Here is a 25,069-nt window from a genome sequence, read left to right as displayed (position 1 = left end):
ATGGTTATTCGCAGGCCAGCTTGGCGGAAGGGCGGGTCGGCCAATCATCGCGCTCTGCAATTCCTGCATCCTGCGGAATTTTGCTGCGTGACCGGACCCATGATCCTGATTCGACCGACCGCATGGCGAAAATATATGGCGCTCGTCCTGATCGCGAGCCTGATGGCGGGCGCAGCCTATTGCCTGCGCCTGGGCTATCCCTGTGGCCAGACTTTCACGATCGTCCCGGCGACGGTCGTGCCCGACGCGCGTGCGCGCGGTACGGTCGCCCTGCTGCTGTCGGGCGACATGGGCTTCAACATCGGCATGGGGCCAAGGATCGCCCGACAACTGGCCGCGCAGGGCATATCCGTGCTGGCCGTCAATTCCCTGAGCGCCTTTTCACGGCGACAGACGCAAGGCGATGCGCAGGCCTTCATGGTCGCCGCCATCCGACGGGCCCTGGCATTGCGCGGCGCAAAGCGCGTCATGCTGATCGGCCATTCTTTCGGCGGCAACATGGCGCTGTCCGGGCTGCGCGATTTGCCTGCGGGTCTGCGCGCGCAATTGAGCGGAATCGCGATGATCGTGCCCGCCGACACCATGTTGTACCGAGCCAGCCCGGACAGCATTCTGGCGTTCGGCCGTAATGACGGGCCGGCCATGCCGTTCGCCCGCGGCCTGAACTGGGCGCCCGTCCTGTGCGTCTATGGCGTGCAGGAGAAGCACAGCCTCTGCCCCTTGTGGCACGCGCCGAACGTTCATGTGGCGGCCCTGCCGGGCGCGCATTCGCTCAGCCATGATGCCCCGCTGGTCGCAGCGACCGTGCTGCGCGCGCTGATCGATCACGACGCCGATCGCGGGTAGCAGGCTATTTTGCGGGCTGGCGCTTGAGGCCGATCAGCCAGGGCTTGACCCCGCGCGAGGGTTTGGGCGTGCCGTCCAGCCGCTTTGCGTGCAAGATGGTGATGGGCTTGACGATCATTTGCCCGCGCATAGGCCCGGACCCGCAACAGGTCGGCACGGCCAGGATCTTGCGCACCACATCCATGCCGCCGACCACATGGCCGAAGGCGGCATAGCCGATATAGGCGCCGCGCGCGTCCATATTGGGCGTCGCGCCGATGGTGATGAAGAAATTGCCCATGGCCGAATTGGGCCGATTGGGCCGCGCCATGGACAGGGTGGCGTCGAGATGGAGAATGCCGGTCTGCGTCGTCGGCTCATGCGGGATGGGCGGGAGCGAGCGGCGGGCGTCGGTGTCGATGCCGCCCTGGATCAGGCCATATTCGGGATCGCTCTTGCGCCGCGCCGCGCGATAGAAAGTGACGCCGTCGAAACGGCCGTCATCGACATAGGTGAGGAAATTGGCCGAGGTGCGCGGCGCGCGCTTCTGGTCCACCGCGACGACGATCGTGCCGACGGAGGTTTCGATCGCGACACGGGCGAAACCGGGCGTGGGCCGGTTGGCGGGAAGGGCGAAGGCCATGGCAGGCGCAAGGCCGACCAGCAGGCAGAGCAGACGCAAAAGAAACGACATCGGCGCAGCCCTACAGAGCGAGCAACCGCTGCGCAACCGAGGCGCATGACCAAATATCGGCGGTGAAGGCGCTAGCCCCTTGCCGAAGCAAGGGTGGTGATCCCAACGGGATTCGAACCCGTATCGCTGCCGTGAAAGGGCAGTGTCCTAACCGTTAGACGATGGGACCACATGCAGAACTGAGTGGCCAGTGCTGCGAAGCGAAGGCGCAATTAGGCGGGGACGACGAAACGGTCAACCCCCTTTGCGCAAGAAAAATGCAATATTTTTCAATCGGCCCAGGCGGCATCCTCCAGATGCAGTTCGGCGGCGGGACGGCTGCCCCAATCGTCGATCTTCGCCTTGCCCGCGACCCATAATTTGCGGTCGTAGGGCGCGGCCAGGATCGCCTGCCCCATGTCGCTTTCCGCCTTGCGAAAGGCGATGGTCTTGATCGACCGGCCATCCATCCCCGCCATGACGGCGCGCAAATGGCCGTTGCCCACGACGTCGGCCTTCACCACCCGCATGGGGCCGGCGGCGATCAGCGGTGCGGGCCAGCCGGCGCCATAGGGGCCGCCCTGCTCGATCGCGGCGACGAAGTCGGGGTTGACGCCAGCGGGCGCCAGCACCGCGTCGATCAGCAGCGCACGATCGTCCCGCGCCCTGCTGACGGCGGCGGACAGGCGCTCGTCCAGATAGTCGGCGAGCGCGTCGATCCGGTCGGCCATGACAGTCAGGCCCGCCGCCATGGCATGGCCGCCGCCCGCGACCAGCAGGCCGCTATCCTTGGCCGCCAATACCGCCGCGCCCAGATCCACGCCGGATATGGATCGGCCGGAGCCCTTCCCCACGCCGTCGTCGTCCACGGCGATGACGATGGCGGGGCGGCCGGCCTTTTCCTTGATGCGCCCTGCAACGATGCCGATGACGCCGGGATGCCAGCCCTGCCCCGATATGACGGCGACGGCGCGATTGCCCTGCGCGGCGAGCAGTTCCTCCGCCTGTTCCTGCACCGTCGATTCGATGGCGCGGCGTTCTTCGTTATAATGATCGAGCTGTGCAGCGATGCGTGCAGCCTCGTCCGGATCTTGTGTCGTCAGCAGCCTTACGCCCAGATCCGCCTGCCCCACACGCCCCCCGGCATTGATGCGCGGGCCGAGCGCGAAGCCCAGGTCGTGGCAGAGCGGCGCGCGGGTCAGGCGGCTGGCGTCGATCAGCGCGGCCAGGCCGACATTGTGCCGCTTCGCCATGACTTTCAGCCCCTGCGCCACGAAGGCGCGGTTGAGGCCGCGCAGCTGCGCCACGTCCGCTACCGTGCCCAAGGCGACGATGTCCAGCAGGTCCAATATGTTGGGCTTGGCCCGGCTGGCGAACCAGCCGCGCGCGTCGAGCGCTTTCAAAAGCCGCGCGCCCAGCAGGAAGGCGACACCGACCGCCGCCAGATGGCCGTGGACGGCGGCATCGGGATGCTCGTCCAGACGATTGGGGTTCACCAGCGCAAAGGCTTCGGGAAGCTGCGTCGCGCATTTATGATGATCGACCACGACGACGTCCACGCCGGTCGCCTTGGCCATCGACAGCGCCTCGAACGCCTGTGCGCCGCAATCGACGGTGACGATCAGGCTCGCGCCCTCGCCCGCCAGCCGCACCAGCGCCTCGCCCGAGGGGCCATAGCCCTCCATCAGCCGGTCGGGGATATAGGGTTTGGCATGCAAGCCAAGGTCGCGCAGCAGGCGGATGAGCAGCGCCGCGCTGGTCGCGCCATCGACGTCATAATCGCCGAAGATGCGCACATCCTCCTGCGCCTGGACCGCGTCGGCGATCCGCTCGGCCGCCGCATCCATGTCGCGAAACAAGCTGGGGTCGGGCATGAAGGCGCGAATGGTGGGGTTGCGGTGCGCGTCCAGCGCGTCGCGCGGACAGCCGCGCGCCAGCAGCAATTGCGTCACCAGATCGTCGGGCAGATAGGATGGGTCGCGCGCATCGGCATTGCCGCCCCGCCAGCGCCAGGGCTGACCGGACAGGGAGCGTGAAATATTGAGGGCAAATGTCATGCATCGGCTCTAGACCCCGCAACGTCATGAGGGAAGCACGGCAAATCATGTCGCGAACGGAACCGTCGCAACCCTTTGGGCGTATTGCCTCTTTGCGGGGCATGTGGAATGCCCGGCGCGAAAGGGGCATCGCGATTTCATGACAAGACGGCAGGCCTATCATGTCCGGCGTATATTGGCCGTGGCGCTGATGACGGCATCGCCGCTGCCGTTGATGGCACAGAGCGCGACGCCCCCGCCCCCCGCCCCGGCCGGTGCCGCGCAGAGCGACGCCGAAGAGCCGATCCTGCCCGACGATCAGTTCGAGGCGCGACTGCCCAAAGTACCGGCCAAGGTGCCCGCTGATCCCAAGGCGACCGATACCAACGCGCCCCTACCCTCCATCGACAGCTGGATCGACCAGCAGATGCCGCAGTCATCGACCACGCCCGCCGAATTGCCGGCGGCGATCGATCCGGCCGAGGAGCAGGAACTGGCCCAGCCGCTGCCGTCGCTGGACAGCGTGACCGTGCCGGCCAATGTCGCGGCCGAGCAAGACCCCAATGCCAAGCTGCCCGACGTGCGCTACGCCACCAGCATAGAGGGGTTCGGCAAGACGGGATTGGAAGACGAGTTTCGCGGCGCATCCGCCCTGATCGACGGCAAGGGCAAGGCGGACACCGCCGCCATGGTGCAGGCCCGCGCGCAGGAGGATGAGAAGCTGGCGACGCGCCTGCTCTATTCCGAGGGCTATTATGATGCGACCGCGCTCGCCAGCCTGGATCAGGCGGGTGACGGGACGCTGAAAGCCGTCATTTCGGTGACGCCGGGCAAGCGGTACAAGATCGGCACGATCGTCATCACCGCCGACCAGACCGTGCCGCCGGGGCTGGTCCGCGACAGCCTGCCATTGAAGAGCGGCGATTTCATCGTCGCGACTCTGGTGGAGAGCGCGGAAGCCAATGTGGCGCTGAAGCTGCCGGAAAATGGCTATCCCTTCGCCAAGGTGGGCGAACGCGACATCTTGCTCGACCCCGCGACGGTGACGGGCGACTATACGCTGCCCGTCGCAGTCGGCCCGCGCGGCACCTTCCGCAAGATCGTGACCTCCGGCGAGAAGCAGGCGTTCGGCGCCGACCATATGGAGGTCATCAAGCGCTACAAGCCAGGCCAGATCTATGACAGCCGCAAGGTCGACGACCTGCGCAAGGCACTGGTGGCGACGGCGCTTTTCTCCAGCGTGTCGGTGGAGCCGGTGCAGACCGGCGAGGCCGGACCGGACGGGACCGAATATGTCGACCTGATGGTCGAGCAGGAGGCCGGGCCGCCCCGCACGCTGGCGGGCGAAGCGGGCTATGGCACCGGCCAGGGATTCCGTGCGGAGGGGACATGGACCCATCGCAACATGTTCCGGCCCGAAGGCGCGCTGATCCTGGGCGCGATCGCGGGGACGCAGGAACAGGGCGCGTCGGCGACCTTCCGCCGGTCCAATGCCGGCAAGCGGGACAAGACGTTCCAGACCGGCATCACATTGAACCACCAGAATTACGATGCCTATGAGGCGTTTACCGCCGGCCTGAATGTCGGCTGGTCGCGGCAATCGACGCCGATCTTCCAGAAGCGCTGGACATATAGCTATGGGGCGGAAGTCCTGCTGACCAACGAACAGGTGGTGACCAACCTGCTGACGGCGGACAAGACGCGGCGCACCTATTTCATCGGCGGCCTGCCGGTGCAGGTCGGCTATGACCGGTCGAACGACCTGCTCAACCCGACCAAAGGCTTCCGCGCCAATGTGCGCGCCGAACCGGAAGGGTCGTTGCAGGGCAATTTCTCCCCCTATCTGCGCGCCAGTTTCGACCTGACCGGCTATTATCCGGTGTCGGACAGCCTGGTCATCGCAGGCCGGGCGAAGGTCGGCACGATCAGCGGGGTCAGCCGCGACGATGTCGCGCCGTCGCGGCGCATCTATGCCGGCGGCGGCGGATCGGTGCGTGGTTTCGGCTATCAGGAATTGGGGCCGAAGGACGCGAACAACGATCCGGTCGGCGGCCGATCCGTCAATGAATTTGCGGTCGAGGGCCGCTATCGCTTCGGCAATTACGGCGTCGTCGCCTTTGTCGATGCCGGTCAGGTCTATGAAAGCTCCATGCCCAAATTCAACGACATGCGTTATGGCGTCGGCATAGGCGGCCGCTTCTACACCAATTTCGGTCCGTTCCGCGCGGACATCGCCATGCCGATCAACCGGCAGCCCGGCGAATCCAAATTCGCCCTCTATATCGGCATCGGACAAGCCTTCTGATGGCGCAGGACGACACCCCCACCCCGGCGGCGCAAGCGACCGAAACCGTCATCGTGCGGACCAAGCGGCCGCTATGGCAGAAGATCGCGATCGGTGCGGTCGGTCTGATCGTGGCGCTGGTGGTTCTGGTCGCGGGCCTGCTGCTCGGCCTCAATACCCAACCGGGCAAGAAATTCCTGATCCAGCAGATTGCCGCGCTCCAGATGGAATCGGGCATGAAGATCGAGGTCGGCCGGATCGACGGGTCTATCTATAGCGACATGACGATCCATGATCTGGTGCTGCGAGATCCCAAGGGCGTGTTCGCGGTCAGCCCCAAGGTGCATGTGATCTGGCGTCCGTTCCGCTACATCAACAAGCATATTTCGGTCAGCCTGCTGGAAACGCCGCTGGTCGTTCTGGCGCGCAGCCCGCAGTTCAATGTCGTGGCGAGCGATCCCAACGCGCCGATCCTGCCGGATCTGGATATCGACGTCGATCGGATGAAGATCGGCAAGTTCGTGCTGGCCAAGCCGGTCATCGGCCAGAAGCGCGAAATTGCGATCGACGGCGTCACCCATATTTCGGACGGTCGCGCCATCCTGTCCGCCGATGCCATCGTCGACAGTGGCGACCGATTGCAGGCGAAGCTGGACGCTGTGCCGGAGCAGAATCGCCTGTCCATGAGCGGCACGCTGACCGCGCCCAAGGGTGGCGTGATCGCCGCCATGTCGGGCCTCACCGATGGCATGACCGCGACGCTGGATGGCAAGGGCACCTGGCAGGCATGGGACGGCAGGATCGTTGCGACATCGCCCAAGGGTGAGTTGGCGAATATCATGCTGGCGGCCCGCGACGGCAATTTCACGGCAAAAGGCCCGGTGCGCCCGGGGCTGGTCCTGGCGGGCACCGTCGATCGACTGACCGCGCCGCAGCTGGACGTCGACCTGTTCGCCGGGCTGAACGAGCGGCGGGTGAATATCAAGGGCACGCTGCGGTCCCCGGCGATGAGCGCCGACGCGCAGGGCCTGATCGACCTGGGCAAGAGCCAGTTCAGTGCATTGAAGATCAATGCCGCGCTGCTGACGCCCGGCGCGATCATGGACAAGGTGAAGGGGCGAGACGTCCGCGCGTCCATCATCCTCGACGGGCCGATGGCGACGCCCTTCATCGACTATGACATTACGGCCAAGAGCCTGGCCTTCGATGCGACCGGTATCGAAAATCTGAAGGCGAGCGGCCGGGCGGTGATCGACGCGGACCGCATCCGCATTCCGGTCAATGCCACTGCGACCCGTGTGACGGGCCTGAACGCCGCCGCCGGCGGACTGCTCCAGAACCTTCGGGTGAAGGGCGACTTCGCTTATGCGGCGGGCAAGCTGATCAGCGACAATCTGAAGATCGACAGCGACAAGGTGGACGCCACCGCGATCGTGCTGGCCGACCTCGACAACGCCATCTATCGCGGGGCGCTCAAAGGTCGGGTCAATGATTATAAGATCGACGGCGTCGGCATCGTCAACCTGAACACCGATGTCGAGTTGATCCCCGGCCCCAAGGGTGGCTTCGGGCTGGGCGGGCGGTTCGGCGTGCGGACCGCGCGCTGGGAGAATGCCTCCGTACGCGATTTCCTGGGCGGCAATGCGGTCATGTCCGGCCGGATCGGCATGACGCCGGAGGGCAAGTTCACGCTGGCCGGCCTGAAGGGTGCCGCGCCCAATTTCACCATCCATTCGGGGTCCGGCAGCTATGACACGGACGGGCAGGTCGCGTTCGACGCCACGGCCTCGTCCAAACAATATGGCCCGCTGGCCCTGACGGTGCGCGGGACGATGGAACGGCCGCAGGCGGTGTTGCGCGCGGCGCGGCCCAATGTGGGCGTGCAATTGACCGATGTGGTTGCCAAGCTGAATGGCGAGGCGGCCGGCTATCGGCTGGAAGCGACCGGCGGGTCACCTTATGGCCCCTTCTTCGCCAATGTCCTCATTCGCACGGCGCAAGGGCCGCTGACCATCGATGTGACCAAGGCGCGCTTTGCCGGGGTGGATATGAACGGCCGCATCCAGCAGAGCGCCGCCGGGCCCTTCACCGGGCAGCTGGCGCTCAATGGCTCCGGCATCAATGGCGCGGTCAAGCTGGCGGCGGTGGGCAAGGTGCAGGGCGTGGACGTCAACGCCACCGCCAGCAACGCCAAATTGCCGGGCGAGGCCGATGTCGTGATCGGTCGGGCGATCGTCACCGCTTCCATCCTGCTGACCGACCAGCCGCAGATCAAGGCGGACGCCCAGTTCGCCAACGCCGCTTATGGCGCCTATGTCGTGCGCAAGGCGCGGGCGCGGGTGGATTATCAGGGCGGACGTGGACGCGCGCAGCTGGTCGCGGATGGATCGAGCGGCGTGCCCTTCTCGCTCGCGGTCAATGCCGCGCTGCGCCCCGACCTCTACGCCGTGGTGTTGCAGGGCAAGGCGGCCAATGTCGATTTCAAACTAGCGCAGCCGGCGATCATCCGCACCGAACCGGGCGGGTATCGACTGGAGCCGGTGACGCTGGTGCTGCCGCAGGGCAAGGTCGATCTGGCCGGCCGCTTTGGCGACATGACGAGCGCGCAGGCGCGGTTCAAGGATTTCGATCTGGCGATCGTCAACATGATGGCGCCGGGCATGGGCATTGGTGGCCGCATGACCGGGACGCTGGATTATGCCCAGAAGGGCAGCGCCTTCCCCACCGCGACGACGCGGCTGGCGATCAACGATTTCCGCCGGTCCAGCCTGACGGCCGTGTCCGATCCGGTGTCGATGAGCATCGAGGGCAAGCTGTCCCCGGCCGGTGGCGACCTGCGCGGGCTGATCCGGGAGGGCAGCAGCACGCTGGGCCGCTTCACCGCGACGTTGGCACCGCCGGGGGCGGGCGCAAGCTGGGCCGAGCAGTTGCAGAATGCGCCGCTGGGCGGTGGCATCCGCTATGCCGGACCGGCTGATGTGCTCTTCTCCTTTGCGGGCATGGCCGACCAGCAATTGACCGGTGGGCTGGCGGTTGCTGCCGATTTCAGTGGACGGTTGAGCGATCCACGGCTGAACGGTGTGGTGCGGGCCAATGCGCTGACCTATGAGAATGAGACGTTCGGCACGCGCGTCACCCAGATGAAGCTGGATGGACGCTTCACCAACGATCATCTGGAGATACGCGACTTTTCCGGCCGGGCTGGCGACGGCACGGTGCAGGCGTCGGGCAATGTCGGGCTGGCGGCGGACGCCGGCTTCCCGATGGATATCGCGGTGAAGCTCAATCGCGCGCGGCTGGCCCGCAGCGAGGCGATCACCAGCGTGGTCAGCGGGACGCTGAACATCAGCAACAATCCGGCCAATGGCGGGTTGATCAAGGGCGACCTGAACCTGCCCGAGACGCGCTATCGCGTCGCCTGGCAGGGTGGTACCGAGATCCGCCAGTTGACCGGCGTGCGGCGCAAGGGCGAAGGCGGCGATGCGCTCGACGCGCGGCTGGCGGCACGCAAGGCCGCGGCGAAGCCCGCCGACTGGAAGCTGGATATCAGGGTTAGGGCCGACAACGAGATTTATGTGACCGGCATGGGCCTGGATAGCGAATGGAAGACCAACATGCGCGTCACCGGCACCACCGCCAATCCGCGCGTGGTCGGCAAGATCGAATCGCTGCGCGGCCGCTACAGCTTCTCGGGCCATCAATTCGACCTGGAGCAGGGTGTCATTACCTTCAACGGGCCGATGCTGAACCCGATCCTGCAGATCAAGGCGCAGACGCGGATCGACACTGTGACGGCGGGCATTCAGGTGACAGGATCGGCGCAGCAGCCCGATATCGCCTTCATCTCCACGCCTACTTTGCCGCAGGACGAAATCCTGTCGCGCATCCTGTTCGGCGACAATGTCGCGAACCTCTCGCCGATGCAGGCGGTGCAGCTGGCGGCGGCGCTGAATGGCCTGCGCGGTGGCAGCGGCGGTTTGAACCCGATGGGCAAGTTGCAGGGCGCGTCGGGCCTGGATCGGATCGGCATCGTCGGTGGCGATGACACGACCGGGCGGGGCACGTCGCTGGCGGTCGGGCAGCATATCTCCAACAATATCTATGTGGAGGTGATTACGGACTCGAAGGGCTTTACCGCCACACAGCTGGAGATCGCCCTGTCCAAGACGCTGAGCCTGTTGTCGAAGACCGGCACCAACGCCGGGTCGTCGGCGAACCTGCGCTATTCGAAGGATTATTGAGGCGGGAGAGGATCGGTAGCTGAACGCTATGCGCCTGCTTCATATGAAGCCTGCCCCGGCGCAGGCCCGGGTCCAGTCCTGTCCTCTGAACTGGACCCCGGCCTGCGCCGGGGAACGATAGAAGCATGCCTGCGCCGACGGTCGATCAGCTATCGGCGACGCGCGTGACGCTGATCGACTGGGCGTTCATGGTTGCGCCGCCGAAGATGGTCATGAAGGCGATGTCGGTAGCGTCGCGGCCGACGGCGATGCGGACCATGGTTTCGACCGGGGCGAGGCCAGTGGCGTCGACCAGATGCCAGGCACCGTCGAGCCAGACTTCGACCACGGCGTGGAAGTCCGGCGGATCGAGATCGAGCGCATAGACCGACACCAGCCGGGCGGGGATGTCGCGCGACCGGATGAGCGCGGCGGTCAGATGGGCATAATCGCGGCACACGCCCTGCTGCGCGACGAACGTGTCTGCGGCCGTGGTGGTGATGTTGGAGCTGCCCGGCACATAGACGAGATTGTCATGGACCCAGTCGACCAGTGCCTGCACCAGCGCACCGCCCTCCAGATCGGCGAAATGGCCGCTGACGAAGCTGCCGAACCGGTCGGCCTCGCAATAGCGGCTGGGCCAGATGAAGGGGAGGACATCCTCCGGCAAGCTGTGCAGCGAACTTTTGGGAAGATTGGCGATGACGACCGGCGGACGGTCGATATCCACCGTGGCGCGGTAGGTGCTGAGCATGCGGCCCGTGCCGGTGCGGGTCCAGGTGCGACGACCGATGCCGCTGCCGCCGACCTTGTTGGTCAGCGGGCCGGCATTGTCGATGATGTGCGATTGGGTGATGACACGTTGGTCCGGCACCGCCGCCGCCTCAACGGCCAGAAGCACGTCGGTAGGTTCGGCAAATTGATAGTCGAGTATCGCTTCGATCGCGACGCGCATGGGATGATTCCAATGTGAGAGGGGCAGGCCGAATCAGCGCGCCAGTGGCAGCATCGGGGGGCTGCAAAAGGATTGCCAGAACAGATTACAACGGGGGTGCCGAACAGTTCCGCTGGAGTGGCCGGGAATAGGATAGATGCGGCTTAACTTCGCACATGTCCCGCATATCGGGACATTTTGTTGCGTCGTATCGATCCTATCGGAAAGTCGATCATCCGATGCGAGCCAAGCTATGGATCCAGCCTGCCTGGCGCATCCGGCAGAAGCCACAGGATTACCAACAAATGTCCAACACTGGACCCCGGCCTGCGCCGGGGAACGCTTCACGAAGGCGCAGCGTCATGGCGATTTCCCCGACGGTAAAAGGCCCGCTGCGTGGGAGACGCGGCGGGCCTTTTCGGTGCGTGATGCGCAAGGCGGGCGGGGGCCATGTGGGGCGATCCGGCTGATCCGGCCGGGCGCACCCTCAGGGCTTATTCGCCATCATCCTCCGCATCGGGTCCGGTCATCATGCCTTCGGCGACTTCCTCGGTCTTGCCGCGGATCGCCTGTTCCAGCTTGTCCGCCAGTTCGGGATGTTCCTTGAGATACGTTTTCGCATTTTCCCGACCCTGTCCGATGCGGACCGAGTCATAGGAGAACCAGGCGCCCGACTTTTCAACGATCCCGGCCTTGACGCCAAGGTCGAGCATTTCGCCGATCTTGGAAATGCCTTCGCCATACATGATGTCGAATTCGACTTGCTTGAAGGGCGGAGCGACCTTGTTCTTCACCACCTTCACGCGGGTCGCGTTGCCGACGATATCGTCGCGATCCTTGATCTGGCCGGTGCGACGGATGTCGAGGCGGACGGAAGCATAGAATTTGAGCGCGTTGCCGCCGGTCGTGGTTTCGGGATTACCGTACATCACGCCGATCTTCATGCGCACCTGGTTGATGAAGATCACCATGCACTTGGAGCGCGAGATCGAGCCGGTCAGCTTGCGCAGCGCCTGAGACATCAGACGGGCCTGAAGACCGACATGGCTGTCGCCCATTTCGCCTTCGATTTCCGCGCGCGGCACCAGCGCCGCGACCGAATCGATCACGAGGATGTCGATGGCGTTGGAGCGAACCAGCGTATCGACGATTTCCAGCGCCTGTTCGCCGGTATCCGGCTGCGACACGATCAATTCGTCGATGTCCACGCCCAGCTTCTTGGCATAGCCGGGGTCAAGCGCATGTTCCGCGTCGACAAAGGCAGCGGTGCCGCCGCCCTTTTGCGCTTCGGCGATGGCATGCAGCGCCAGCGTCGTCTTGCCGGAGCTTTCCGGGCCGTAGATTTCGATGATCCGCCCCTTGGGCAGGCCACCGATGCCGAGCGCGATGTCGAGGCCGAGGGAGCCGGTGGAGATGGCTTCAATCTCCAGCTTCTCCCGGCTGCCAAGCTTCATCGCCGAGCCTTTGCCGAAGGCGCGGTCGATCTGCGCGAGCGCCGCGTCCAATGCTTTCTGTCTGTCCATGTTTCCCGTCTTCTTGGAATCGATGAGTGAGAGCAGTGCAGTCATCGGCCAGTCCTCTGTCAAGCGGAACGCAGAGGTTCCGTGTGCCTGGACGATGATGTATCCTGTTTGTTCTACAAGAACAAGAGGGGAACGGAAATTTCCTATCCTGTTCCCGTGATCCTGTTTCTAGCCGCCCAGAACCTTGCCCAGCGCGCGTTCGACGGCGCCTATGGTGAAGGGTTTGGCCAGTGTCGGCCGGTCGGCATGGGTGGACGGCAGATCGTCGGCCATGCCACCAGTGGCGAAGATGAAGGGGATGTTCGCTTGCGCCAATATATCGGCCACGGGCCAGCTTTTTTCGCCCTGCAAATTACAGTCGACCAGCGCCGCGTCGAAGCCGCCTTCGCGCGCCAGCGCACAGGCTTCGTCGACAGAGGCGGCAAGGCCATGCAGGCGATAGCCCAGCGCGTCGAGATAATCCTCCAGCATCATGCCGATCATCGCCTCATCCTCGACGATCAATATGCTCTTGGCGTCCGACATGCTGCTTATCCCACATTGATGCAGCGGAATCGCTACCGCATCGCGGCGGCATTGCCCAGCATATTCACCTTGATCCAGCGCAGAGCTATTCGGCCGGCCGGGTCGCCAATGCGTCGCGGGCGGCTTCGGCCAGTTGGTTGACGGAGAAGGGCTTGGGCAGGAAGGCGACATTGGCGATGTCGATCGACTTGCGCAGCTGTTCCTCCGCATAGCCGGACATGAACAGCACCGGCAGGTCGGGATAGGCGCGGCGGGCCTGGGCCACCATGGCGGGGCCATCCATATTGGGCATGACGACGTCAGAGATCAGTAGGTCGATCTTCTCCGCGCCGTTCAAAACCTCCAGCCCCTGCTCGCCGTCATTGGCGGTCAGCACCTTATAGCCTTGTCGGGTCAGCGCGCGTTCGGCGACGGCGCGGACCATATCCTCATCCTCCACCAGCAGCACGGTGCCGGTGCCCCAGGTTTCGGCGCGGGGCGCGGATGGCTTGGGCACGACGGCCTGTTCTAGGTCGGCGCCGCTATGGACCGGCAGATAGATGACGAAGCTGGCGCCGCGACCCAGTTCGGATTCGGCGAAGATATAGCCACCCGACTGTTTCACGATGCCATAGACGGTGGAGAGGCCAAGGCCGGTGCCCTTGCCCAATTCCTTGGTGGTGAAGAAAGGTTCGAAGATCTTCGCCAATATGTCCGGCGGAATGCCGAGGCCGGTGTCGGACACGCGCAGCGCGGTATAATCGGCGGCCGGCAGGATCTGCTGGCGCATTTCCCGCACCTTGATGGCGGGGACGGCATAGGTCTGGATATTGACGGTGCCGCCTTCGGGCATGGCGTCGCGGGCGTTGACCGCCAGATTGACGACCACCTGTTCCAACTGGCCCGGATCGGCGCGGATCGCGCCCAGATTGCGGCCATGGGTGACGTCCAGCTTCACATTTTCGCCCAGCAGGCGCTTCAGGAGCGTGGAGACGTCAGCGACGATGTCGGGCAGTTGCAGGATTTGCGGGCGCAACGTCTGCTGCCGCGAGAAGGCGAGCAGCTGGCGGGTGAGGCCGGCGGCGCGATTGCTGTTCGATTTGACCTGCTGAATATCGTCATAATCGCTGTCGCCGGGCGTGTGGCGCATCAGCATCAGGTCGCAATGGCCGATGATCGCGGTCAGGATATTGTTGAAGTCATGCGCGACGCCGCCGGCCAGCTGGCCGATCGCCTGCATCTTGGTCGCCTGCGCCACCTGCCGCTTGAGATTGCTCTCCTCGCTATTGTCCTTGAGGCTGAGCAGGACCGCCGCTTCGCCGAGGCCGCGCACGCCGGCCAGGCTGAGCGCGATCGGATCGTCGGGATTGTCGCGCATACGCACCGCGATGTCGCCCGACATTTGCGGGCCGACGGCAAAGCGACGCACCGCGTCGGCCACCGCCGCCTGATCCTCCCGCACGACGAGGTCGCCGGGATAGCTCGGCTTCTCGCCATCGCGCAGGCCGGCGACGCGGGCAAAGGCGTTGTTGAGGAAGAGGACGCGGCCGTCGCGATCCGCCATGGCGAGGCCGAAGGGCAACAGCGACAGCAGGGTTTCTATATAGGAAAGCGCCGATGTGCCGCCGCCGCCCGAAGGCTCGTCGATCAGCAACAGGAGCATCGGGCCGTCCTGCATCGAGGCCTGCGCGCCATTGGGCTGGGCGGCGCGCTTCAGCGGCACCTGGAGCAGGCGCAGCGGCAGGCCGCCCTGTTCTTCGCGCGCCAAAAACAGGCGGCCCTTGTCATCCACCCGCATATGGGCGGCGAAATCCCGGCCACTGATATTGGCGTCGATGCGACCAGCGGCGCGCAGCAGGAAGGCGCCATTGGCGGCGCGGATGCGCCCTTCCCCGCCGATCATCACCGCCATGATGCCCGCTTCGCCCAGCTGACGGCCAGCCTCCCCGGTCAGGAAGCGATTGACGTCGTCCAGCGCGCTGGGCTGACGCACTGGGGTGAAGCGCCAGAGCAGATAATCTTCCGACCGGCCGGTGCGGGCGATGTCGATGTCTAGGCGCAGCGCACCCTGCGCCATGCCCTCATGCCTGGCCTCCCCATCGCGCCAGGCGGCGCGGGCGGCTTTCGCCAGCGTGTCGGCCAGTGCTTCGTCCGTGGTGATGGCCGGCGGGGTCGGATAGCCGGGAAACCATTCGCCGAACAGGTCGCTGGCGCAGACCAGCCGGCCGGCCCGGTCGGTGACGGCGATCGCCATGCTGGACGCATCGGCAGCGGCGCGGGCTACGGTCCAGTCGGGCGTGGCTTCGCGGTCGGATATCTGGGGCGGATAGAGATGCTGATACCAGGTCAGCAGCGCAGCGGCGGTCAGGATGGTCGCGCCGAAACCGGCGGCCAGCGGCCAGCTGCCCACGGCGTAGAGGATGAGGGCGGCAGACGCCAGGGCGGCCAAGATCAACAGCGGCAACGCCAAGCGCGAGCGCGGCTGGTTCAGCCAGGCCTCTTCACCTCTTTTCAAACCCAATGTCCTGCTTTGGTACCGGAATATGCAGGCGTCAGGCGCCCGTCACTTTCTCCAATGCGCCGCTTTTATGGACCTTGCCAATCCTCAATTTGCGCGCCTGCCATTTCCGGCCCATGCGGCGGCGCCAGAACCAGTCGGCGATGACATAGCCGATCGCGGCGCTGGCGAGCGAGATGAGGAAGAGGCCGATCAGCATGGCCGGTGCGGCTTCGGAGAGCAGCCATGTGGTCCATTGGCTGACCGAGGCATGGCCATCGACCAGCGCCATGAAGCCCGACGCATCGGCGCTGCGGCCGAGCATCCAGTTGCCCAGCCACACCGACGCCATCAGGATGAGCGGGGTGGTCGCCGGGTTGGAAAGGAAGGTCATCGCGGCGGCGACCGGGATATTGGCGCGGACGGGCAGCGCGAGCAGCGCGGCACCGGCGATCTGGATGCCGGGGATCAGCAGGAAGATGCCGACGAACAGGCCCAGCGCCACGCCGCGCGGCACCGAACGGCGGGTGAAGCGCCAGAGCGAGGGTTCGAGGACGCGATGGGCGACGGGGGCAAGGATACGGCTCTTTTCCAGCGATTCGCGGGTCGGGGCATTGGCATGCCACCAGCGGGTGAGCCGATTATCCATGGATCAGCCCTTGTCCCGCATGATGCGTTGCTGATCCCGTTTCCAATCGCGATCCTTGATCGTCTCGCGCTTGTCGTGGGTCTGCTTGCCCTTGGCCAGCGCCAGCTCGATCTTGGCCCGGCCGGTGCTGTTGAAATAGATCATCAGCGGCACCAGCGTCATGCCCTTGCGCGAGACGGCGCTGTGCATCTTCTCGATCTCCCGCTCATGCAGCAACAGCTTGCGGGGGCGCTTGGGTTCGTGATTTTCGCGGTTGCCGTGGCTATATTCGGGGATGTTGCTGTTCACCAGAAACACCTGATTGCCCTTCACCTCGGCATAGCTTTCGGCGATATTGCCCTCACCACCGCGCAGGGCCTTCACCTCCGTACCTTGCAGGGCGATGCCCGCTTCGAACACGTCTTCGATGAAATAATCGAAACGCGCGCGCCGGTTTTCGGCGACGATCTTCTTCTTGTCGAAGGTTGCGGGACGGGGGCGGGCCATGACTGTCTAACTACTCATTTCACTCTATGGGGCCACATCATATGGGCCATCGGCCCCGACTTTACACGAGGCCGGCGATTTCCAGTGCGCGATCGACCGCCGAACGGCTCGATTCGGACGGCCAGGTGATCGGCAGGCGCACGTCGCTGGGCATGTCGGCGCGAACGCGGGTCAGCGCATATTTGACCGGGCCGGGCGACGAATCGCTGAACAGCGCATCGTGCAGGGGATAGAGACGATCCTGCAACGCCAATGCGCCATCCCAATCATGCGCGGCGCAGGCTGCCTGGAATTCGGCGCACAGGCGCGGCGCGACATTGGCGGTGACGCTGATGCAGCCGCGTCCACCCATGGCGTTGAAGCCCAGCGCGGTTTCGTCATTGCCAGACAGCTGGCAGAAGTCGGGACCACAGGCCAGACGCTGAGCCGTGACGCGGCCCAGATTGCCGGTCGCATCCTTGATCCCGACGATCGACTGATATTCCTCCGCCAGGCGATACATGACCGGCACGCCGATGTCGGTGATGGTGCGGCCGGGCACATTATAGAGGACGATGGGCAGGTCGCAGCGTTCGGCGAGGTACGCGAAATGCTGGTACACGCCGTCCTGATTGGGCTTGTTATAATAGGGCGCGACGACCAGCGCGGCGTTCGCGCCGGCACCCTGCGCCGCATACATATGTTCGAGCGCGATCCGCGTGTCGTTGGAGCCGCAGCCGGCGATCACGGGGACGCGGCCGGCGGCCTGATCGACGCAGATGGCGATGACCCGGTTATGCTCCTCCACCGTCATGGTGGCGCTTTCGCCGGTCGTGCCGCAGGGGACGAGCGCGCTCGATCCTTCCTCTATCTGCCAGTCGACCAGCGCGCGAAACGCCGCCTCATCCACCCGTCCGTCGCGAAACGGGGTCACCAGAGCCGGAATCGAGCCCGAAAACATGATTAAACTCCTTCAAATCTCCGGGCAGCCGGGGCATGATCGGTCGAGCCGCGCGCTATAGCGCGTCATTCAGGGCCTGATAAGGATGCAATTGCGATTATGTCCAGCATGCGCACGCCCCCGATTGTCGAAAGTTACCTGATCCGCATGCCTATTATCGCCTTATTGCTGATGACCGCCGGTGCCGGCGCGCAAACCGAAACGGTTCAGCGCATTCCGCCGGAATATCCCGCGACCAGCGGCCCCGTGGTGCAGCAGTTGCCCGCCCAAGACAGCCAGCCCAGCCCCTGGCAGCAGGCGCAGAGCCGAATCGGCGTGGCGCAGGACAGCAGCGTCACCGGCACGATCAACACATGGCGTGCGCTTCAGCAGAGCGATGGCCTGGGCTTTTCCACCTATGCCAGCTTCATCGTCGCCAATCCCGGCTGGCCGGGCGAGGACCGGATGCGGCGGCTGGCGGAAACGGGCATCAATCCCGACAGTTTCGATCCCAATCAGGTGGCGGGCTTCTTCGCGCGCTTCCCGGCGCGCACCGCGACCGGCCATGCCCGCAACGCAGTGGCGCTGATGCAGCTGGGGCGTATGGACGAGGCGCGGGTCGCCGCGCGGAATGCCTGGATCGGCGGATCACTGAGCGTGACGGACGAGGCGCGGCTATTGTCGCTGTTCGGGTCCAGCCTGACACCGGCCGATCATGACCAGCGCGCCGATGCGCTGCTATGGGCCAATGACAGCAATGGCGCGGCGCGGATGATCGCCTATGTCAGCCCGGCGCGACGGGCCGCGTTCCAGGCGCGGATCGCCTTCCGCCGCCAGTCGCCCGATGCCGCGTCGCTGATGCAGGCGGCCGAGGGGATCGGCGCCAGCGATGCGGGCTATATCGCCGACAAGGCGGCATGGCTGCGCGATACCGGTAACTGGGTCGCGGCGCGGCAATATCTGGCGAACCGGGGCAGCGTGACCTACCGCCCGTCCAATGCCGAGAAATTCTACGAGCTTCTGCTGGGGCAGGCGCGCGCCGCCGCCAATGACAGCCAGTGGAGCTTTGCCTATGGCATCGCCAGCAAGATCGACGATGCGATCCCGCCCGGCACCGATGTCAGCATCCAGCCGATCGGTGTGCGCGACGATTATACCAGTCTGGCCTGGCTGGCGGGCAGCACCGCCTTCTACAATCTCAACCGGCCGACCGATGCGGTCATCATGTTCCGCCGCTATGCCGACGCCGCCAAATCGCCCCAGACCCGGTCGAAGGGCTATTATTGGGCCGGTCGCGCCGCGTTGCAGGCCGGCGATCAGGCCAGCGCCAACAGCTATTTCAGTCAGGCCGGCGTCTATCCCGACCAGTTTTACGGGCAGCTGGCGCTGGAGCGGCTGGGCCGACCGATCCCCGCCCCCGCCACGGTCGAGCGGCCGGTGCCGATATCGGCGGCCGAACGCGCCGCCTTCGACAATCGCACGGTCGTGCGCGCGGTCCGGGCGCTGGGCCAGATGGGCTATTGGGAAGACCAGAGCAAATTCGCCCGCGCGATCGCCAATAATGCCGACAGCGACGTCGACCATTATCTGGCCGCCGAGCTGGCGCAGAAGATCGGCCGCCCCGACATGGGCGTGATGGTGGGCCGCCGCGCCGTGTCGAGCGGCCTGACCGGCTATGGCGAGGCGGCTTTTCCGCGCGTGCCTGTCCCGTCGGAGGCGCAATATAATTGGACCATGGTCCATGCCATCGCCCGGCAGGAAAGCCAGTTCGACCGGCAGATCGTGTCCCATGCCGGCGCCCGCGGCCTGATGCAGCTGATGCCCGGCACCGCGCGCGAACAGGCGGGAAAGCTCGGCATGAGCTACAATCCCGGATCGCTCAACGAACCCAGCTATAACATCATGCTGGGATCGGGCTATTTTCAGCGGATGCTGGACTATTATGGCGGCAGCTACCCGCTGGCGGTGGCGGCCTATAATGCCGGGCCGGGCAATGTGAACAAATGGGTCCGCGCCAATGGCGACCCGCGCATGCCCGGCGCCGACATGCTGCGCTGGATCGAGCAGATCCCGATTTTCGAAACGCGCAACTATGTGCAGCGCGTGCTGGAAAATGCGGTGGTCTATGAAGCGATGAACCCGGAGCGGGCGAAGTTCCGGGGGACGAGCGCCGTGCTGAGCCGCTATCTGGGCAAGCAGACGCCGGGCTGATTCATACGTACATCGTCATCCCGGACTTGATCCGGGATCCCGCTTCTCTTGCTCGTAATGAAGAAAGAAAGCGGGATCCCGGGTCAGGCCCGGGATGACGCAGATGGGAATGGCCATTAAGGCAGCGAAATGACCACCCCCTATCCCAATTATATCTCCCCCGAAGGTTTCGCGAAGCTGCGGGCCGAATATGACCATCTGCTAGGCGTCGAGCGGCCGGCGATCGTCGAGGTGGTGAGTTGGGCGGCGGGCAACGGCGATCGCAGCGAGAATGGCGATTATCTCTACGGCCGCAAGCGGATGCGGGAGATCGATTTTCAGTTGAAGCGCCTGTCGAAGAAGATGAAGGACGCCAAGGTCGTCGATGCGCGCCAGCAGCCGGACAAGGACCGGGTCTATTTCGGCGCGACCATCACCATCGCCGACGAGGATGATAATCACCGCACCGTGACGATCGTGGGCAATGACGAGACGGATGTGGATGCCGGGCGGATCGGATGGGGATCGCCGATCGCACGGGCCTTGCGCGGCGCGGCCGTGGGCGACCTGCGCCGGGTGCGATTGCCGGCGGGGGAAAAGGAATATGAGGTGATGGCGATCGCCTATCCGGCGTGAAACACACCCCATCGACCAGCCATGACAATCGGGGAAAGCGCGTGTTCCTGCGACTACAGGAACACGGCCGTCCTTCATTCGTGCGGGCGGAGCGCCTGATTGAGGCTGTCGAGCACGGCGTCGATCGGTTCGGTGACGGTCACGCTGCGCCCCTCGCCGAAGCGGATGCGGGTGCCGTCGCTGACCTGGGTGACGAAGGTGACCTGCGCGGGGTTGATCGCGGTCTGGGTGCGATCGGTACCGACGAACATCACGAGCATGGCGTCCTCTCCTTTTTATGGAAGGACAGCCTAACGCTTTATCACGGCGATGCCAGCGCGATATTAGCCAAGGGGGCTCAGGCCGCGCGAATCGCCGCGATGAAGCCGCCGGCGCGCTGCTCCAGCCGATGCGCCTCACGCGCCAATGTGTCCGCCACGTCGCGCATGCCCCGCGCCGCCTGCGCCGTGGCCTGCGCATTGTCGCTGATCTGGCGTGCGCCGGTGCGGATATGGGCGCTGGAGGCGCCGGCTTCCGCCACGCTTTGACCCATGGTGCGGCTGAAGGCGCTCTGACGCGCGACCGCTTCGAACACTGCCGCCGACAGCCGGTCGGCACGGGCCATGGTGGCATCCATATGCGCGTGGCTGGCCGCCACTTCGCCGATCGCGGCGCGAATATGGTCGATACGCCCGGATATGCCCGCCGCAGCGTCGCGCGTCTGTTGGGCGAGCGACTTCACTTCGCGCGCGACCACGGCAAAGCCCTGCCCCGCTTCCCCGGCGCGGGCCGCCTCTATCCCGGCATTGAGCGCCAGCATGGTCGTGGCTTTGGCGATGCTGTCGATCAGGGCGATGACTTCGCCGATGCCGTCGGCCTCCGTCCGCAGCGCGGCGCTGCGCTCGACGCCGGATCGGCTGCGCGCCGCGGCCTCCGCAATGGCGGCGCCGGCGGCCTCCGCTTCGGCCTCCATCGCCCGGAACAGCTGACCCAGTTCGATGCCGCCGGCCGCCAGTTCCCCCAGCCGCTCGGCCGTCTGCGCCGCCGCGACCGCCATCGCGGCCGAATCCGCGCCATCGCCGGCCGCCCGCTCGGCGGCTTGCCCCGCCAGCGCCGACAAGCGCTCCGCCATGGCCGCCATGTCGGCGATCATCGTCGCGATATCATGCCGGAAGGACGCGCTTTCATGGGTGATCTGTTCGACCCGCACGGCCCGCTCCAGCGCCACGCGCGCATCGCGCTCGGCCGCAAGCCGCAGCAATAGCTGGCCACCCAGCACACCGGCATAACGGCCGCCGTCGGTGACGATCAGCCCTTCGCAGCCGGTGCCCTGCGCCGCGAACAGATCCACCAGGCCCTCGACACTCTCGGCCCGATCGACACAGGCGCAAGGGCGGACATGATCGTCCAGGCGGCCGCCGAAACTGGGATTGCGCAGCAGCGCATGGCCGAACGGGTTGAACAGGATGCGGCGCATGTCGCGCTCATAGATGGCGCCGACCGGGCGATCGGCCATGTCCAGCACCGGCAGCAGGCGCAACCCCGAATCGCGCTGGAACCAGTCCACCGCTTCGCTGAGCGGTCGGCCCAGTCGAATGACCGGGCTGCGCTCGGCCAAGGGCAGGCCAGAGGCCGGCAGACCGGATCGGGGCGGATCTGGCAAGGACGGCATAGCGTCCGATATTATGGGGGCGACCAACATGATCGCCCGATTAGACCCAAAATGGTAAATGCGGCGTTAGATTTTGATGACAGATTTGTGACAAAGTGCTGTTTTTATTATGCTTTTACCTTATATCCAAAGGCATCGCGTGCCAGTTTCACGATCGCCGGATCGGCGTCCGGAAAGTCCATCGGCACCAGTGCCTCCAGCCGATCGGCGACATAGGTCAGCGCGGCGATCCGCCCAGCCTTGCGGTTGTTGTTGTCGATCACCTGCCAGGGCGCATGCTTGGTGTCGGTTTTCTTGAACATCGCCTGCATCGCGTCGAGATAATCCGCCCGCTTGCCCCGGTTGCGATAATCGTCGGCACCGGTCTTCCACCGCTTCCATGGCGTGTCGAGCCGCTGGGCCAGCTGTTCGTCCTGCGTTTCCTGCGTGATGTGGACGAACAGCTTCACGAAATTGGTACCGGCCTGCGCCAGCTGCTTTTCGAAGGCGTTGATTTCGTCATAGCCGCGCTTCCAGTCGGCCTTGCTGCAAAAGCCCTCCACCCGCTCCACCAGCACCCGGCCGTACCAGCTGCGGTCGAAGATGCCGATATTGTGGCTGGCGGGCAGGCGCGTCCAGAAACGCCAGAGGAAATGATGGTCCTGCTCGATCTGGGTCGGCGCGGATATCGGATGGACCTGATAATAGCGCGGATCCCAGTCGGCGCTCATCCGCTTGATGATGCCACCCTTGCCCGCTGCGTCCCACCCTTCCAGCAGGATGACGCTGCGCTTGCCGTGCAGGATGTGGGCGACCTGAATCTTCGCCAACCGTTGCTGGAGCGCAGCGAGATCGGCTTCATAGTCGCCCTTATATTTCGCGCCCTGTTCGTAATCGGCAAGGTCGATGGTCATGAGCGCGTCTCCTGTGCTGTTGGAATAGCAGGCAACGCTGGAGAAACGGAAAAGTCAAATCGGGCGCCGGGCGGGAGACAGGAATGATTCGCGCGGAGACGCGGAGGCGTTGTGCAATGTCTCTGCGGCTCCGCGCCTCCGCGTGAACCGGAAAAATAATCGCGCAGTGACGCAGAGGACGCCGAGTTTTGCTCTGCGATCTCTGCGTCACTGCGCGAAAAAGTCTTCCGCCACTGGGTGAAGCGTTACGCCTTCGTCTGCGGCTCCACGACGCGGACGTGGAGTTCGCGCAGCTGTTTGAATTCGGCGGCGCTGGGCGCGCCCATCAACAGGTCTTCGGCGCGCTGGTTCATCGGGAACAGCGTGATTTCGCGCAGATTCTGCGCGCCGCACAGCAGCATCACGATGCGATCAACGCCAGCGGCCATGCCACCATGCGGCGGAGCGCCGTACTGGAAGGCGCGGTAGAGGCCGCCGAAGCGCTCCTCCACATCCTGTTGGGACAGGCCGACCAGTTCGAACGCCTTGACCATCAGCTCCGGCGACTGGTTACGAATAGAACCCGAGGCGATTTCGAAGCCGTTGCAGACCATGTCATATTGATAGGCGTTGATGGTCAGCGGATCCTGATTGTTCAGCGCGTCGAGCCCGCCCTGCGGCATGGAGAAGGGGTTGTGGGCGAAGTCGACCGACTTGGTATCCTCATCATATTCGTAGAAGGGGAAGTCCACGATCCAGCACAGGTCGAACCGGTCCTTGTCGATCAGGTCGAGCTGTTCGCCGACACGGATACGGGCGAGGCCGGCGAGCTTGGCGGCCTGCGTTTCCTTGCCGGCGGCAAAGAACACGCCGTCGTTCGGGCCAAGGCCGAGCGCCGCGATCAGCTTGGCGGTGGCTTCCTCGCCATGATTCTTGGCGATGGGACCACCCGGCACGCCATCCTTGATGTTGATATAGCCAAGACCCGAATAGCCTTCGCCCCGCGCCCAGACATTCATGTCGTCGAAGAATTTGCGGCTGCCAGCGCCAGCGCCCGGTGCCGGGATGGCGCGGATGCGCGCGCCACCATCGACCAGGCTGGCGAAGATGCCGAAGCCCGAGCCGACGAAATGGTCGGTCACGTCCTGGATGATGATGGGGTTGCGCAGGTCGGGCTTGTCGCTGCCGTACTTGAGCAGCGCTTCGGCATGCGGGATGCGCGGGAAGCTGCCTGCCGGGGTAACAGGCTTGCCCTCGGCAAATTCCTCGAACACCTGGGCGATGACCGGCTCCATCGTGTTCCAGACGTCTTCCTGCGTGACGAAGCTCATTTCGAGGTCGAGCTGGTAGAATTCGCCCGGCAGACGGTCGGCGCGCGGGTCTTCGTCGCGGAAGCAGGGTGCGATCTGGAAATAGCGGTCGAAACCCGCGACCATCAGCAGCTGCTTATATTGCTGGGGCGCCTGCGGCAGGGCGTAGAATTTGCCGGGATGGATGCGCGACGGCACCAGGAAGTCGCGGGCGCCTTCCGGCGAAGAGGCCGTGAGGATCGGGGTCGAATATTCGGTGAAACCCACGCCTTCCATGCGGCGGCGCATGTCGGAAATAACCTTGGTGCGCTTGACGATGTTGGCATGCAGCGTTTCGCGGCGCAGGTCGAGGAAGCGATAGCGCAGGCGGATATCTTCGGGATAATCCTGCTCGCCTGCGACCGGCAGCGGCAGTTCGGCAGCGGCGGACAGGACGGTCACGACATCGGCCACGACCTCGATCTCGCCGGTCGCCATTTTGGGGTTGATGGCTTCAGCGGCGCGGGCGACGACCTTCCCCTCGATCGTCACGACGGATTCGAGGCGGAGCGATTCCAGCGTGCGGAGCGGATCGCTGTCGGCCTTCGCCACGATCTGGGTGATGCCATAATGGTCGCGCAGGTCGACGAACAGCACGCCGCCATGGTCGCGCTTGCGATGCACCCAGCCGGACACGCGCACGTCATTGCCGACTTCTGCCGTGGTCAGGGCGCCGCAGGTATGAGTGCGATAGGCGTGCATGGCGTTTACATCTTTCAGATTCGTTTTACGGAAATGACAAACTGTTGCAGTCCAGCTATGGCCGACATTGTCAAACATTGACCAGCCCGCGGACGCGGGCCAGCCCATAATAAGATCGA

The 25,069-nt window shown here is 64.9% G+C and carries 18 protein-coding genes and 1 tRNA gene; 5 read left to right on the top strand and 14 right to left on the bottom strand.

The genetic code is table 11. The features are described from left to right. Positions 1 to 99 precede the first annotated feature (99 nt). The gene (locus tag F4U95_RS07175; protein ID WP_246171519.1) at positions 100 to 846 is read left to right on the top strand and encodes an AcvB/VirJ family lysyl-phosphatidylglycerol hydrolase; all 747 of its coding nucleotides are present in this window, start codon (positions 100 to 102) and stop codon (positions 844 to 846) included. 4 nt (positions 847 to 850) lie between these two features. On the opposite strand, the gene F4U95_RS07170 is transcribed toward F4U95_RS07175, so the two are convergent. The 3 genes from F4U95_RS07170 to recJ form a co-directional block, all read right to left on the bottom strand. Continuing rightward, the gene (locus tag F4U95_RS07170; RefSeq protein ID WP_150425143.1) at positions 851 to 1,519 is read right to left on the bottom strand and encodes a peptidylprolyl isomerase; all 669 of its coding nucleotides are present in this window, start codon (positions 1,517 to 1,519) and stop codon (positions 851 to 853) included. Positions 1,520 to 1,613: 94 nt separating this feature from the next. Then, positions 1,614 to 1,688 (bottom strand) — tRNA-Glu (locus F4U95_RS07165). A gap of 100 nt (positions 1,689 to 1,788) precedes the next feature. Then, positions 1,789 to 3,555, bottom strand: a complete 1,767-nt coding sequence (gene recJ / locus F4U95_RS07160; protein ID WP_150425142.1) for a single-stranded-DNA-specific exonuclease RecJ — start codon at positions 3,553 to 3,555, stop codon at positions 1,789 to 1,791. 139 nt (positions 3,556 to 3,694) lie between these two features. Between recJ and F4U95_RS07155 the strand changes: the two genes are divergently transcribed. Beyond that, the gene (locus F4U95_RS07155; protein WP_150425141.1) at positions 3,695 to 5,839 is read left to right on the top strand and encodes an autotransporter assembly complex protein TamA; all 2,145 of its coding nucleotides are present in this window, start codon (positions 3,695 to 3,697) and stop codon (positions 5,837 to 5,839) included. Next, complete coding sequence (locus F4U95_RS07150; protein WP_150425140.1) at positions 5,839 to 10,059, top strand: translocation/assembly module TamB domain-containing protein; 4,221 nt, start codon at positions 5,839 to 5,841, stop codon at positions 10,057 to 10,059. The genes F4U95_RS07155 and F4U95_RS07150 overlap by 1 nt, the downstream gene beginning before the upstream one ends. Positions 10,060 to 10,204: 145 nt before the next feature. Here the strand turns inward: F4U95_RS07150 and F4U95_RS07145 are convergent, their stop codons facing one another. The 7 genes from F4U95_RS07145 to dapA all read right to left on the bottom strand — a co-directional run bounded on the left by F4U95_RS07145 (position 10,205) and on the right by dapA (position 17,571). Then, the gene (locus F4U95_RS07145) at positions 10,205 to 10,993 is read right to left on the bottom strand and encodes a transglutaminase-like domain-containing protein (RefSeq protein ID WP_120251569.1); all 789 of its coding nucleotides are present in this window, start codon (positions 10,991 to 10,993) and stop codon (positions 10,205 to 10,207) included. A 473-nt stretch (positions 10,994 to 11,466) separates the two neighbouring features. Further along, a complete protein-coding gene (gene recA, locus F4U95_RS07140) occupies positions 11,467 to 12,540 on the bottom strand; it encodes a recombinase RecA (RefSeq protein ID WP_120251568.1) in 1,074 nt (357 codons plus the stop codon). Positions 12,541 to 12,663: 123 nt separating this feature from the next. Next, positions 12,664 to 13,020 (bottom strand): response regulator, encoded by a 357-nt coding sequence (locus F4U95_RS07135; RefSeq protein ID WP_120251567.1) that lies wholly within the window; start codon positions 13,018 to 13,020, stop codon positions 12,664 to 12,666. 85 nt (positions 13,021 to 13,105) lie between these two features. Then, a complete protein-coding gene (locus F4U95_RS07130; RefSeq protein ID WP_425505043.1) occupies positions 13,106 to 15,514 on the bottom strand; it encodes a hybrid sensor histidine kinase/response regulator in 2,409 nt (802 codons plus the stop codon). A 37-nt stretch (positions 15,515 to 15,551) separates the two neighbouring features. Beyond that, positions 15,552 to 16,145: a DUF2062 domain-containing protein gene (locus F4U95_RS07125; protein ID WP_120251566.1), complete on the bottom strand. Its 594-nt coding sequence runs from the start codon at positions 16,143 to 16,145 to the stop codon at positions 15,552 to 15,554. 3 nt (positions 16,146 to 16,148) lie between these two features. Next, positions 16,149 to 16,631, bottom strand: a complete 483-nt coding sequence (gene smpB, locus F4U95_RS07120; RefSeq protein WP_056686679.1) for an SsrA-binding protein SmpB — start codon at positions 16,629 to 16,631, stop codon at positions 16,149 to 16,151. 61 nt (positions 16,632 to 16,692) lie between these two features. Beyond that, positions 16,693 to 17,571, bottom strand: a complete 879-nt coding sequence (gene dapA, locus F4U95_RS07115) for a 4-hydroxy-tetrahydrodipicolinate synthase (RefSeq protein WP_120251565.1) — start codon at positions 17,569 to 17,571, stop codon at positions 16,693 to 16,695. Between the two features lie 99 nt (positions 17,572 to 17,670). Between dapA and F4U95_RS07110 the strand changes: the two genes are divergently transcribed. Together F4U95_RS07110 and greB are read left to right on the top strand one after the other, a co-directional pair. Continuing rightward, positions 17,671 to 19,761, top strand: a complete 2,091-nt coding sequence (locus tag F4U95_RS07110) for a lytic transglycosylase domain-containing protein (protein ID WP_150425139.1) — start codon at positions 17,671 to 17,673, stop codon at positions 19,759 to 19,761. Positions 19,762 to 19,890: 129 nt separating this feature from the next. Further along, positions 19,891 to 20,376, top strand: coding sequence for a transcription elongation factor GreB (gene greB / locus F4U95_RS07105; protein WP_150425138.1), 486 nt, complete (start codon positions 19,891 to 19,893; stop codon positions 20,374 to 20,376). Between the two features lie 74 nt (positions 20,377 to 20,450). Here the strand turns inward: greB and F4U95_RS07100 are convergent, their stop codons facing one another. The 4 genes from F4U95_RS07100 to aspS form a co-directional block, all read right to left on the bottom strand. Then, complete coding sequence (locus F4U95_RS07100) at positions 20,451 to 20,636, bottom strand: hypothetical protein (protein WP_120251562.1); 186 nt, start codon at positions 20,634 to 20,636, stop codon at positions 20,451 to 20,453. A gap of 77 nt (positions 20,637 to 20,713) precedes the next feature. Then, a complete protein-coding gene (locus tag F4U95_RS07095; RefSeq protein WP_425505042.1) occupies positions 20,714 to 22,057 on the bottom strand; it encodes a methyl-accepting chemotaxis protein in 1,344 nt (447 codons plus the stop codon). Positions 22,058 to 22,134: 77 nt separating this feature from the next. After that, entirely contained in the window at positions 22,135 to 22,920 is a 786-nt protein-coding gene (locus F4U95_RS07090) for a polyphosphate kinase 2 family protein (RefSeq protein ID WP_150425136.1), read from the bottom strand. 245 nt (positions 22,921 to 23,165) lie between these two features. Then, positions 23,166 to 24,950, bottom strand: coding sequence for an aspartate--tRNA ligase (gene aspS, locus F4U95_RS07085; RefSeq protein WP_150425135.1), 1,785 nt, complete (start codon positions 24,948 to 24,950; stop codon positions 23,166 to 23,168). Positions 24,951 to 25,069 lie beyond the last annotated feature (119 nt).

This window comes from Sphingobium limneticum, from assembly GCF_008710165.1.
In the GTDB taxonomy this organism is placed as follows: Bacteria; Pseudomonadota; Alphaproteobacteria; order Sphingomonadales; family Sphingomonadaceae; genus Sphingobium; species Sphingobium limneticum.
The sequence above is the reverse complement of the archived record's forward strand: the minus strand, read 5'-3'. Positions and strand labels throughout refer to the sequence as shown.